This is a genomic window from Dermabacter sp. p3-SID358, assembly GCF_025147465.1.
Lineage (GTDB): Bacteria > Actinomycetota > Actinomycetes > Actinomycetales > Dermabacteraceae > Dermabacter.
Window position 1 is genome coordinate 86,827 of sequence record NZ_JALXOZ010000007.1, and the last position, 12,590, is coordinate 99,416.

Genomic DNA, 12,590 nt, shown 5'->3' on the forward strand with positions numbered 1-12,590 from the left:
CGGCAAAAGGTTGTTTACGATGAGATCTCCCGAATCCCGTTTAAGACCCCGGTAGCCAAAATAGAGGTTTTGCGTTTCAATATTCTCGGAAGCTACATTTCCGGCCTCCAGAGGCGAAAGAGGTGTACCCTTACTTGAACTACCTATATTTACGTGGTGCAGGCTCCCTAGGAGGTGCAATGTGGCCGGAAGCGACTCCCCCTCTAGGAAAGGTTTTTCTTCACCATTAGCCCATACTTTGACCTGAGATTTCTCGTTCTGAAGGATCGCCTCGGGCGAAAGCGATTCTTCCGCAAATCCACCAAGGGTCAATTTCCAGTTATTCGCCCCTTGGAGCGGCCTTCTTGGATCCGCAACGATTCGGGATACTTTTCCTCTTGCATCTTCTGGGACCGTAAATACAACAGATTCATCGTATTCTTTATCCAACCAACGCCTTTTAACCGTACCCAGCGGGTCGAGATTGACTTCAGTTCCGTCATTCAGGACCGCTACGGGAGTGAAATCGCCGACGTCTATCGAGGAGGGGTTATCGGCGAAACCAGAGAGAGCGACCTCGACAGCGGTCACGTGGAAAGCCGGCTTCTGGCAAAGATTGCCGTCTGTTCGGGATCTGTAGAGGTAGCCGTCATCAACGAAGCCGGAATCCATACAGGGCACATCATCCTGGTACTTCAACGTCAACGGATAAAGAGGACTATCCGCGACCAGTGCTTCTCCGCCCTGACTTGCGTTCACGCCCAGGGTGTACGTTCCCTCCACCAAAGTTTTCGCTTTTTCTCCAGGAGAACCGTTGGTTGGCGGCTGGAGCCTGTCGTAGTCGAGGGAGTAATCGAGACGTTTATCATTCCAATCAGCATCTCTGGCGTCTCGATAGCTTCGAGGCACGATACCATCCGCATAATGGCGAACGCCGTCTCCGGATCTATAAATCACACCTCGAGCATTTTTGTAAAAGACCCCACGCCCCTCGGGTCTTGTCCCGCTGGTTACTTCCGCATCGTCTTCAGCTACCTCGGTTGTGAGTTTACCGTCCGCCTCTCGGTAGGTTCCCACTGCGGTCACCTTATTCTCATGGCGGCCAGCCTGAAGATCCTCTTGCGCGGTCGTCAGAATCTCAAATGTCGGGATATGTTTAGCGCCCCAATCAGGGTACTCCTGATCGTAGCCCCATGTCAGCTCTCGCGTCTTAGGATTATAGTCATAACCTTTAAAGTCGACAGAATTTTTTTTCATGCCAACTACCTCGAATCCTTCTGGCAGAATATCCGTGAATTCAATCTTCGTCGGAAGATGATCCCCGAGGTCTCTGCCATTTCCCTTGTAGGGGTCGGCTTTTACAATCCACCTAAACGTGTCGCCCGGCCACGTCGATCCTCGTACTGTCTTCTTCGTAACTTTAAGGCTTTTCTCGGCGACAGCGGTCGTGGTCACAGCCGCGCTGTTCAGGCCTTCTTCATGGTTCTTCGACTTTAGCGTTGCTGTCAGTTTCCAGGAAGTATTGTTCGGGGTTGTGTGATTCGGAGGAATAACAACGAATTCATACCGCCAAGAAGCACCCTGTTTTCCTCCGTCGACATTCGTAAGAAGCTGCGGGTCAGGACTCGCCACCCTCGTCTTGTATGTTTGTCCGGTGCGCTTCCAGGTCCAGCCCTCTGGAATGCCGTTGATATCGATCGTGCCGTCATCAAGGCATTTGTCGCTGACCGACGCATCCATATACTCACACGTCACTGTGACGGCGTATTTGTTCTCGGAACCCGTGGGGAGTTTGTCACCTGTCACCCGGTCTAGGGCGATGGTTACCTTCGGTTCGGTTGGCTCTGCAAGTGCCGGAGTACCGGCACCGAAGAGTGGCTGCGTGATAAGCACGCACGTGAGGATGATGGCGAAAATGGCCCGCGCAAAGGCAGAGCGTCTCAAGGCAGGGGATTTCATCGCTTTCCTAGGGGGAGGGGTAGGTAATGACACCGTAATTCTACCCTCAATGAATGCCCAGTGCTAGCGCCAGCCACCGTGGACTCCCTCTCAACTGCAGTGTTTTTCGGGTCCTCAGGCAAGGAGCGTAGCGGCCTATGCTTGCACGAGTCCGTTCGCCCATTCCCGTCGGACAACGCATATCCAGACTGGTGTGGTGTTTGAAACGTCCTGGGGTTAGTTCCTACCCCAGCTAAGGAAGGATCGGCACTATGCCTAGGAAGTATTCCGTCGAGTCACGGAAAAGGCGGTCCACCCGGTCGTCGAAATGGTCCGCCTGGAGTCTTGCTCACTGCAACGCGTTTATGCGGAGGTCGGTGAGCTCCTTGGAGTGTCTCACCACACGTTGCGGGCTTGATGCCGTGACAGCGCTTCAGCGCGCGATGGTTCTGACGCGTCAGGCGGCGAAACAATGGAAGAAGAACTTAAGCGTCTTCGCCGAGAAAGCCGCGAGTTGAAACGAGCGAACGGGATCCTTAAGACTGCGTCGGCTTTTTCGCAGCGGAACTCGATCGACCCACGACCAAATGCTCTCCTACATCGATGCGCACAAAGATCAATTTTGGGGTCGAGGCCATCTGCCGAGTCCTTAAACAAGCAGATCGTGGATTCATCACCCCACGTGGTTACCGCAAAGCCACCACACGCGCTCCCAGCGCAAGAGCCTTAAGCGATAGTCTGCTCATCCCAGAGATTCAACGCGTGCATGCGGAGATTTTCTCGGTCTACGGCATCTGTAAAATGTGGCACGCGATGAACCGTGAAGGCTTCCATATCTGCCGCGACAGGACCGCACGTCTCATGATGCTCGCCGGTGTTTGTGGCCGCAGACGTAGACGAACCCCTGTGACAACGTTCAGCACGAACACACCGGATCATCGTCCGGACCTGGCGCAGCGAAGCTTCCGTGCACAAGCCCCAGGCAAGCTGTGGGTTGCCGACATTACCTACGTTCGCACCCTGTCAGGATTCGCCTACACCGCGTTTGTCGTGGATGCCTACAGCCGAAAAATCATTGGTGGTGCAACACGCTCAACGATGCGTACCGATGCGCTGCCGATGGAGGCTTTGGTGCATGCGTTAACGACTACCGGGCGAATCCATGAAAACCAGCTGATTCACCACAGTGATCGGGGCAGCCAGTACGTGTCACTGAACCGTGCAACGTGGCCTTGAGGTAGTCGGAACCTGGCACAATGAGGTGCGTGACAGCCCCAAGCACGCCCGAGCGCCCACGATCCCGCACTGATGCCTTCCTCGACGCGGTCCTGGACCCCATGCGCCTTGCCCCGCTCGGCCTCGCGCTCGCTGCGACCACGCTCTACGGGTGGCTCTCGATGCTCCAGTGGGACTCGTACTTCTTCCCCAGCTGGGATCTGGGTATCTTCGCCGAAGCCGTCAAGGAGTATGCGCACGTCAATGCCCCGATCGTGCCGATCAAGGGCGATAACTTCAACCTACTCGGCGACCACTTCCACCCCGTTCTCGCGCTCCTCGCGCCGCTGTGGTGGCTGTGGCCATCGCCGGCGATGCTTTTATGGGCGCAAGCCGCGTTGTTTGGCGCGAGCGCGTACCCGCTTACGCGCGTCGCGATCGCGAAACTCGGTCCGCGGCTCGGCATGCTTGCCGGCGCCGGCTACGCGTTCTCCTTCGGGCTTCAAGGTAGCCAGAACGTGCAGTTTCACGAGTATGCGTTCGCCGTTCTCTTCGTGGCATTCGGTCTCGCCGCCTTCCTCGAGAACCGATCGAAGGCAGCGCTCCTGTGGATCGGCGCACTCGTGTTCGTCAAAGAAGATCTGGGCCTCACCGTTATGATGCTCGGCTTCGCGATGGCGTGGATGTGGCGCACACCCGGGCCCGAAGCGGGAAGCCCCTCGCAGAGGCTCCGCGCGACGGTTGCGAGGCTAACGTCGGAAAGGAAACCCCGCTACGCGCTGCTGCTTGCCGCGTGGGGCCTCGTGTGGTTTGTCCTCGCCACCTGGGTGATTCTGCCCGCGCTGAGCCCCGCGAGCGCGTACGTGTACACCGAGAATTTCGCACCGATCGCACAGGTCTTTACGCCGCTCGTGAAGTGGCAAACGGTGCTCATGTTCGTGGCGTTCATGGGCATCGTGGGGGTCACGAGCCCACTTGCGCTCGGTCTTCTTCCTACGCTTGCCTGGCGGTTCCTCGGTTCCGTCGAGCACTATTGGACCTGGCAGTGGCACTACAACTCGTTCCTCATGCCGATCGCGTTCGCGGCGCTCCTTGCGACCCTCCCGCACGTGCGGGGAGCTGCGCTCACGCATCTGGCTGAGCTGCGTGAACGCCCGCTCACGCCGCAAAGAGCACAGCTGTGGACGAAACGCCTCGGCGTTGCCCTCTCGGTCCTGTCGACCGCGTATCTCGCAACCTCGCTTCCCCTCACGTGGATCGCAACCGGGGCGCTCAACCCGAATTCGGAGTTCGCCAATGCCGCTCGAGAGGGGCAGGCGCATGTGCCCAAGGGCGTGACGGTCGCGAGCGACATTCGCTTGATGGCCCCGCTCGTGGCGACGAACGATGTGCAGTGGATGCACGGCGAGACGAAGCGGGCACCCGAATGCGTCGCGGGGGTGTACGGGGCGCGCGAGCAGGAGCAATTCCCGGGCGGCTGGGCCGAGTGGGCAAATGCGAAGTGGCCCGCGAATGCAAGCGCCAAACCTGAACGACTCAACGGCGCATCCGTCATCACGAGCGCGCGCGAGCCGTACGAACTCGTGTTTGCGAACTCTTACGTGCAGGTCGCGTGCCAAGGCGGCCCTAGAAGCGAGTGAGTCCTAGCGGCGAGTGAGCCCTCGAGGTCCGCGGGCATCGGCGGAGGCGAGCGGCCCCGCGGCGAGTGAGCGAACCGACCAGAGTTTGAGCGGCGAATATTGCTCGGCGAGAAGCGCCGTGCGGATGCCGCGGCCGTAGGCCTCGTTACGCACACTGCGATTGAGTGAACTGATGTCGCGATCGAGGAGGGCATCGATCGCCCCCGCGGCGGCCCAGCGCATCGCGACGACCGAAAGCTCGATGTGCGAGTCAATGAGGGCGTGGCCGACGTTGTGTGCGGAGATGAATCGCAGCCTCGGATTCGACGGATCGGATCCGACGTGGGCGCCGGGGATTTCGTCGGCTGCGAGGCGCGAGCGCCACAGCGGCACGATCACATCGCGCGCCCCGCCCACAACGAGCGTGGGAGTCGTGATTGAGCGCCTCGCCGTTTCCAGGTCAAAGCTCTCCCTCGTGAACGGCGGGAACTGCGCGGCGCGACGCGCGTATACGGTGAGCGGGTCGAGCGGCTTGCCGTCGCTGGCTTCGGCAAATCCGAGTTCGGTCGCGGAAATCCGGCCAGCCAGGTCGTTTTCATATACGTAGGGCGTGGTGTTGAACCACTCGCGGCCGGTGATGATCTGGTGAATCGATGCCCACGCGAGCTGACCGCGCCCCTGCACGAGAAGATCCACGAGGTCGCGTACTGAGTTCACGCCGCCATACTCGTGGACGGCGGCGAGCACAACGCCGGTCTCATCGATGGGGACGACGCGCTGCTCGACGAGCATCCGCACGGCGCGGGCGATCGATTCGGTCGCGTCGAACGTTCCGCGCCAATACAGGTCACGCATGAGTTCGCGAAGGGCGCGCCCGTCGCGCACGCCCGTGAAGGGCGAATCGAGAACCATGGAAAACACGCGCTCCGGGTGGCGCAGGGCGAACCGTTGCGCGATGTAGGCGCCGTAGCCCGTCCCGTAGAGCACAACCTTTGGCACTTGGGCATGGTCGAGCACTGCGCGCACGTCGTCGAGCACGTTCTCGACCCGCATAACGTTGACCGGAAGGTCATTGCCCTGGGCATCCGCGCGACTCATGCCCACGCCTCGATGCTCCATCATGATGACGTCGAGTCCCTTTTTGACCATGTCGCGCCGCAGAATCTCGTACGGGAACACGCTCGCAACGCCCGGCCCGTCGGGAAGAACCATGATCGTGGGAAGCTCGGACTGATAGCCGGCCCGCACATACCTGAGCGGGAATAGGCGCCCTTCGGAATTCTCGAACTCCCGGTAGACGGTCATCACGTCATTGCGGGAGGCGAGAAGCTCGTTCGCTGCGGGGCGGTCGTATAGGTCCATGCGCTCGGTTTATTTCTTTCCGACGGTTGCCCACAAAAAAGCGTGGACCAGTGCGTTCATGCGTGCCGCTTGCGCATTGGACGCGGCACCGCCGTGCCCGCCTTCGACGTTTTCCCAATACTTGACGGGGGCGCCGAGCTCCTCGAGCGCGGCCGTGAATTTGCGGGCGTGGCCGGGGTGAACGCGGTCGTCGCGGGTCGAGGTGAGCACGAAGGTGGGCGGGTACTCGACGTCATCGCGCAGCAGGTGGTACGGGCTGAAGGTCTTGATGAAGTCCCAGTCGTCGGTGTCGGGGTCACCGTATTCGGCCATCCAGCTCGCTCCCGCGAGAAGGTGCGAGTAGCGCTTCATGTCCAAAAGCGGCACCTGGATCACGACGGCGCCGAACAGCTCGGGGTACTGCGTGAGCATGTTGCCGGTGAGCAGGCCGCCGTTGGAGCCGCCGCGCACGGCGAGGTGATCGGCGTCAGTCACGCCGCGTTCGATGAGGTCTTTCGCAACTCCCGAGAAATCCTCGTACACGCGGTGGCGGTTCTCCTTGAGACCTGCCTGGTGCCACGCGGGCCCGTATTCGCCGCCGCCGCGGATATTCGCGAGCACATACACGCCGCCCCGCTCAATCCACGCCTTACCGATCGCACCGAGGTAGTGCGGGGTGAGGGACACTTCGAAGCCGCCGTAACCGTAGAGCAGCGTGGGGCGGGGTCCGACGGTTTCCTGGGCCTTCGCGATTTCAAAGTACGGGACGCGCGTGCCATCGGCACTTTCAACGAAGTGCTGAGTGACCTCGACACCGCTCGCATCGAAGCGCTCGGGCGTGGTTTTGATCGTCTCGATCTCGCCTGCGCCGTCTCCTTCACGGATGCCGGCGAGGCTTGCAAGCGAGAGGGTCACGGGCGCATGGAAATCATTACGGGTGATCCACACGTCGTTGCTCTCGTCGGAGTCGACCGCGGCAACGTTCAGCGAGCCCGTGAGCTCGGGGTAGAGATCCTCGCGCTCCCAGCTGCCATCGCCGCTCTGGTAGTGCACGTCGAGGCGATGTTTGACGTCGTCGAGCACCGTCACAACGAGGTAGTCCTTCGTGATCGTGAGGCCATCGAGCGAGGTCGTTGGCGTGGGATCGAAGAGCACGTCAAAATCACGACTTCCCGCCATGAACGCCTCGAAGTCGCACGCGAGGAGGCTTCCCGCAGCGTAGGTGCGCTCGCCCGTGTCCCAATCGTTGCGGGGCCGCAGGATCGCGAGGTCACGGTGCGCGTTCACGTCGATGTCACTCGGCACATCAACCTTGACGAGCTGGATCTCGTCGCCTTCGCGACTCACGGCGTACGTGGTCGACGTGTAGAAGGTGTGCATGACCGTGACCCAGTCACGCTCAAACCCAGGAGTCTGGTCGTGACTTGAGTACACGAGCATGTCGGTTGGCTCGCCCGAGAACACGAGCTCGGCATCGGTGACGGCCGTGCCGCGCCTCCAGATACGCGCCTGGAGCGGGTAGCCCGAGCTACTCGTGGTGCCCTCACCGAAGTCCGTGCCGACCCACACGGTGTCCTCGTCAATCCACGAGACGAAGCCGCGCGCTTCGGGCCGCACAAAACCGCCTTCGCCCTCGGGCACAAACCTTCGCGTTTCGAGGTCCCATTCGCGTGTCACATCGGCATCGCTCCCGCCGTGCGAGAGGCTCACGAGGAAGCGGCGGTACGGTTCGCCTTCGGCGGGGCGCAGTGCGTGGGCGCCGTGCCACACCCAGTCCTCGCCTTCGGCTTCGTTGAGGGCGTCGACGTCGATGAGAGTTTCCCATTCGGGACTCTCGGTGCGGTACGACTCGAGGGTTGTACGGCGCCACAGGCCGCGCTCATGCTCGGCGTCGGTCCAGAAGTTGTAGAGGAACTCGCCGCGTTTTGCCACCGCGGGAATGCGGTCGCTCGCGTCGAGGATCTCGAGGATTTCCGCTTCGAGTTCGGCGGTCAGCGGCTCGGCGTCGAGTTCACTCTCGGTGCGGGCGTTGCGTTCGCGCACCCAGGCAAGCTGCTCTTCGCCGGTGATGTCTTCGAGCCACAGATGTGGGTCGCTCATGCTCAGTCCTCTCTCGAACAGCGGTGTTGCCGTGTAGACCTAGCCTAAACGCGGCGCCTCAAATAAGGATGCGATCCTCCGGCTCGTCCATGGGCTGCGTCCAGAAAAGCTCCTCGAAGTGGGTCGCCTGGCGGAAGGCCTCAACAGCGCGAGCGCGCTCGGCCTCGCCCGCAACTTCGCACGCCTCCTCGACGAGACGCACGGCATCGCGAGAGATCTCGGTAAAGGCCTCGTCAGCGTACGCCTCGACCCACGTCCCATACGGGTGGCCGTCGAGCGCTCCCTTGCTCGCTTCGAGCACGGCTACGCCGGATTCAGCGTAGATCCAGTAGCACGGAAGCACGGCGGCGGTCGCCACGGCGTAGGAATCGAGTGCAGCGCTCGTGAGAAGGAAATTGCTGTAGGCCGCCGTGTGCAGGCTCATGCCGAGCCCCTCGACGCGGTGCTTTGCAACCGTGTCGTTCGTGAACAATTGTTCTTGCATTGCCTGTTCTTCGGCGATCGCCTGGACGGCTGACTGCGCCCAGAAGCTCAGTTCTTTGGGCCCGGGTGCCTTGCCCGCAAGGGTCGTCATCGTCTTTTGGTAGGCGACGAGGTACTTGGCGTCCTGCTGGATGTAGAACGTGAACTTTTCGGGATCGAGCGTTCCGGCGCCGAGTTCAAGGAGAAACGGCAGGGCGTCGATGCGAGCGCGGATATCTGCGGTTTCTTCCCACATGCGGGCCGTGTGCGGGCCGGCTGGTTCGATGAGTGCCATGGTTATCCTCCTTGAACGGTGATGAGGTGGTTGGTTGGGCCGTGCCCGCTTTCCGGTTTTTTCGAGATCTCCCACTCTTTCGCGTGGGTGATCGCGCTTTGTAGGAACTCACGCGCGCTCGCGATCACGCCGGTATCGGTCGCGTCGAGTCCACCGGCAACGCGGGCGTACTGCGCGGCGATAGCCGAGGAGAGGGTGCAGCCCGTGCCGTGGGTATTGCGCGTATTGATCATGTCTCCCTTGAGCACATCCACGACATTGCCACGCTGAACGAAGACGTCCACAAGCTCGGAGCCACGAAGGTGCCCGCCTTTGACGAGCACGGATTTCGGCCCGCGGTTGAGGAGCTTCAATCCCTGCTCCTTCATTTCGGTTTCGTCGGTCGCCGGGTTCTCCCCGAGCAGCAGTGCCGCTTCGGGGATGTTGGGCGTGAGCACGTCGGCGAGCGGGAGGAGGCGATCGTGGAGGATCGACATTGCGTCCTCGGCCATGAGCATGTCACCCGAGGTGGCGACCATGACGGGATCGAGCACGATCGTGCCGAAATCGCTGCGGCGCTCCTCGATGAACGTGGCAATCGTTTCAGCGACCTCGGCGTTCGGGATCATCCCGATCTTCGTCGCGTCAATGTACACGTCATCCAGAAGAGTCGTGAGCTGATCGCGCACGAACGACGCGGGGGGCGTGAATACACCATCAACGCCCTGCGTATTTTGCGCGGTGAGCGAGGTGATGACGGCGCAGCCGTAGGTGCCGAGTGCCGTGAAAGTTTTGAGATCGGCCTGAATGCCGGCGCCGCCGCTCGGGTCACTTCCGGCGATCGTGAGGGCAATGGGTGGGCGCATGGTATTTCCTCCTCGAAAAACAGCTCGCGGATGAGCCTTTGACGAAAACTAGAGTGGCTGGTTCATGACGAACTCGCGGCGCAAGAACGTCGCGGATGTCGCGGGGTCCTCGGATGCGGCAATCGCCGACACAACACAGATGCCGTCACAGCCCGTTGCCGCGACCTCGCCCGCGTTGCGGATCGAGATCCCGCCGATCGCGACCGACACGATACCGGCCTCGTGTGCACGTGCCGTGAGCGAGGCGAGACCCTCGAGCCCCACGGCGGGGTCGGTGTCGGTTTTCGTTGCGGTAGTCCAAATTGGACCGATGCCCACGACATCAGCGGCGCCTTCGGCGATCACCTCTTCAAGCTGCTTCGTGTTCGACACGCTCACGCCAATGATCGCCTCCGGGCCGAGGATCTCGCGCACCTGGGAAGCAGGCATGTCTGCCTGGCCCACGTGAACATCGAGACCGAGTTCGCGCGCTGCCTCCACGCGGTCATTCACGATCACCGTGATCTCGCGACCGTGCCGCTCCCCCACCTCGCGGGCCACGGCGCGCACCTTGCGCGCGAGCTCGAGATAGGCGGTATCATCGAGGTGTTTGTCGCGTACCTGAATCACGTGGGCGCCACCCTCGATCGCTTCGGCAACCTGGGCGGGAACGTTCTTCGCCCCACCCGCCATCGCCGAATCGGTCACGAAATAGAGCGCCCAATCGACCTGAGAGGCGCGCTCGCGCGATGAGGCGCTCATGCCGAAGCCTCCGCCACGCTTACGCGCGAAGCGATGTCAGCCCCGCTCAGCTCATCGAGAGCATCGATCCACGCGACCGCGAACGAGCCGGGTCGCGAGGCTCGCTCGCCGGCAAGCTGCCCTGCCGCGCCGAAGTGTGCGTGGGCGGTCAGCACCGCGAGCGCCTTCGCATCGATGGGGGCGAAGGTGGCGTCGGAAAAAAGAGGCTCGAGAACGGGGGCGATGCTCACATACCCGGCCATTGTGGCTCCCAGCGCGCATCCCGTGCCAATCACACGCGGCATGAGGTCGTGGCCCGATTCGAGCCAGAGGGCACGAATATCGCCCTCGCGGTCCCACACGACGAGATCACGCTTGCCAGATACCGCAACGATGGCGCCCGTGCGCTCCGCGAGGGACGCGGCAGCGGGGAGGGACTCCTCAACTGAGTCCGTCGTATCCACGCCGCGACCGCCTGCACCGAGACCGGCGAGTGCGGAAATTTCTGAGGCGTTGCCACGGATCGCCGTCGGGGCAAGCTCGAGTAAACGATGCGCGAGAGCGGTGCGCACGTCGAGGGCACCGATCGCGACGGGATCGAGAACCCACGGAACACCGGCCTTGACGGCGGCCTCCGCGGCAAGCGGCATCGATTCGACCTGGTGCGGCGCAACCGTGCCCGTGTTGATGAGCACGCCGCTTGCGATCGAGGCAAAAGTCGCGGCCTCGCCAGGGTGGTCGACCATCGCGGGGGCCTGGCCCGCCGCGAGCAACACGTTTGCGGTGACGTTCTGAACCACGGTGTTGGTCAGGCAGTGCACGAGCGGCGTGGCTTCGCGCGCGGTCTCAACAGCTTTTTCGATTCCGTCAGAAAACGGTTGCGTCACGAGTGACATTCCTTCGCAGGTAGATTTCCAGAGCAGGTTCGGCGGGTATGATCTCAGCCCTCGAGGCCCGCAATTGGGCCCATGGGCACCCCGAGTCACGCTCCACAACTCTATCGCGACCTGGGTAGACGCCCTCTGAATGTCCGCGACGCCCCGCAGTGTGAGAATAGGGGCGAGCACAACCGATCGTGACGAGGGAGAAAGGGGCGCGTGTGAGCACACCCGATCAGGAAGGCTCGAGCCCGGAGGGCTCCCAGGAGCCTGCGCTCCCCGATTTTTCCGCGGGCTCGGCCGGTGCAGGAAGGCATGAGTCCGACGCTTCCCGCACTCCCGGAGTCTCGACATTCGGAAGCGATTCAGGTGCGGCGCTCAACGCGCACTCCCGCAATGAGAGTGAAGAAAACGGTTCGCGCAAGATCGTGGTCGGTGTCGTCATTGGCGGCATCGCGCTCATCGCCGCAGTCGGGCTGTTCGTTTCGCAAGTTGCCATGCGCAGCATTGAAAACGACCCCATCGCGAGCCACGATTCAACGGTCGGCGTCAACACCAAGGGCGACCCTAACCGCACCGAAGAACAGCCGACCCCGGCCGCCCCGCATGAGCCGCCCCCTGAAATCTTCACCGAGGCGCCCACCTCACAGTGCCTTATGTCAACGAAACCGACGGTGTCCCGCGACCAGCGCGGCAGCTCGATCAAAGGCGGCGGGCTGCAATTCACCACTCCCAAGGGCTGGGATTCGGTGTGGTACCAAAACGAAAACGTGCCCTACCTTTACGACTCCGGCGCCTACTCGAAACAGGTGGAGTCGTTCTGGTACAGCGTCGTCACGGTCGGGCGCATCGAGTGGCAAGAGGACGTCGAAGGAAAGTACCCCGGCACCGAACACATGGCGGTCACGATGTTCCAGTGCTACGCGACCCACCTCAATGTCGTCGAGCAGTTCGGGGAAAACCCCACCGTGACCGATTACAAGAGCGAATCGACAACTGTCGACGGCCACCCCGCGTGGATCGTTCAAGCCACCTACGGCTTTGATAAGAAAAACAAGGGCTACAAACTGGAGACCACGGACTCCTCGATCGTCACCGCGATCGTCGTGGAAACCCCCAAGGGGCCGAGCGCCCTCGTTTCCGACGTTGCGGCTGATCACCCTGACCACGTGAAGGGCCTCGAGGAGGCCATCGCCTC

The 12,590-nt window shown here is 61.7% G+C and carries 9 protein-coding genes, 1 pseudogene and 1 riboswitch; of the genes and pseudogenes, 4 read left to right on the forward strand and 6 right to left on the reverse strand.

The features are described from left to right. Positions 1–330 precede the first annotated feature (330 nt). The 3 genes and pseudogenes from M3B90_RS04890 (at position 331) to M3B90_RS04900 (ending at position 4,772) form a co-directional block, all read left to right on the forward strand. The gene (locus M3B90_RS04890; protein ID WP_259888900.1) at positions 331–1,476 is read left to right on the forward strand and encodes a hypothetical protein; all 1,146 of its coding nucleotides are present in this window, start codon (positions 331–333) and stop codon (positions 1,474–1,476) included. 713 nt (positions 1,477–2,189) lie between these two features. Then, positions 2,190–3,144 (forward strand): annotated as a pseudogene (locus M3B90_RS04895) (IS3 family transposase); the annotation flags it as partial. A 38-nt stretch (positions 3,145–3,182) separates the two neighbouring features. After that, positions 3,183–4,772 (forward strand): DUF2079 domain-containing protein, encoded by a 1,590-nt coding sequence (locus M3B90_RS04900; RefSeq protein ID WP_259888901.1) that lies wholly within the window; start codon positions 3,183–3,185, stop codon positions 4,770–4,772. Between the two features lie 3 nt (positions 4,773–4,775). On the opposite strand, the gene M3B90_RS04905 is transcribed toward M3B90_RS04900, so the two are convergent. From M3B90_RS04905 to thiM, 6 genes are all read right to left on the reverse strand, one after another. After that, positions 4,776–6,113, reverse strand: coding sequence for an alpha/beta fold hydrolase (locus tag M3B90_RS04905; protein WP_259888902.1), 1,338 nt, complete (start codon positions 6,111–6,113; stop codon positions 4,776–4,778). A 9-nt stretch (positions 6,114–6,122) separates the two neighbouring features. Beyond that, on the reverse strand, positions 6,123–8,192 hold the full coding sequence (locus M3B90_RS04910) for a prolyl oligopeptidase family protein (RefSeq protein WP_259888903.1): 2,070 nt from the start codon (positions 8,190–8,192) through the stop codon (positions 6,123–6,125). 58 nt (positions 8,193–8,250) lie between these two features. Next, complete coding sequence (locus M3B90_RS04915; protein ID WP_259888904.1) at positions 8,251–8,949, reverse strand: TenA family protein; 699 nt, start codon at positions 8,947–8,949, stop codon at positions 8,251–8,253. Between the two features lie 2 nt (positions 8,950–8,951). Beyond that, on the reverse strand, positions 8,952–9,794 hold the full coding sequence (gene thiD / locus M3B90_RS04920; protein ID WP_259888905.1) for a bifunctional hydroxymethylpyrimidine kinase/phosphomethylpyrimidine kinase: 843 nt from the start codon (positions 9,792–9,794) through the stop codon (positions 8,952–8,954). Between the two features lie 48 nt (positions 9,795–9,842). Continuing rightward, positions 9,843–10,535, reverse strand: a complete 693-nt coding sequence (gene thiE / locus M3B90_RS04925) for a thiamine phosphate synthase (RefSeq protein WP_259888906.1) — start codon at positions 10,533–10,535, stop codon at positions 9,843–9,845. After that, positions 10,532–11,410 carry a hydroxyethylthiazole kinase gene (gene thiM, locus M3B90_RS04930; RefSeq protein WP_396122459.1) on the reverse strand — a complete coding sequence of 293 codons (879 nt, stop codon included), beginning with the start codon at positions 11,408–11,410 and terminating at the stop codon, positions 10,532–10,534. Before thiM ends, thiE begins: the two co-directional genes overlap by 4 nt. Then, positions 11,393–11,504, reverse strand: a riboswitch (TPP riboswitch). (Overlaps the previous gene by 18 nt.) A 109-nt stretch (positions 11,505–11,613) precedes the next feature. Between thiM and M3B90_RS04935 the strand changes: the two genes are divergently transcribed. Then, positions 11,614–12,590 (forward strand): hypothetical protein (locus M3B90_RS04935; RefSeq protein WP_259888908.1); only part of this gene is annotated, 977 nt, incomplete at its 3' end.

What these genes read in the sequence shown, in the direction of transcription:
- M3B90_RS04905 (WP_259888902.1), bottom strand. Translation starts at nt 6,113, where the DNA reads ATGGACCTATACGACCGCCCCGCAGCGAACGAGCTTCTCGCCTCCCGC.
- M3B90_RS04910 (WP_259888903.1), bottom strand. Translation starts at nt 8,192, where the DNA reads ATGAGCGACCCACATCTGTGGCTCGAAGACATCACCGGCGAAGAGCAG.
- M3B90_RS04915 (WP_259888904.1), bottom strand. Translation starts at nt 8,949, where the DNA reads ATGGCACTCATCGAACCAGCCGGCCCGCACACGGCCCGCATGTGGGAA.
- thiD (WP_259888905.1), bottom strand. Translation starts at nt 9,794, where the DNA reads ATGCGCCCACCCATTGCCCTCACGATCGCCGGAAGTGACCCGAGCGGC.
- thiE (WP_259888906.1), bottom strand. Translation starts at nt 10,535, where the DNA reads ATGAGCGCCTCATCGCGCGAGCGCGCCTCTCAGGTCGATTGGGCGCTC.
- thiM (WP_396122459.1), bottom strand. Translation starts at nt 11,410, where the DNA reads ATGTCACTCGTGACGCAACCGTTTTCTGACGGAATCGAAAAAGCTGTT.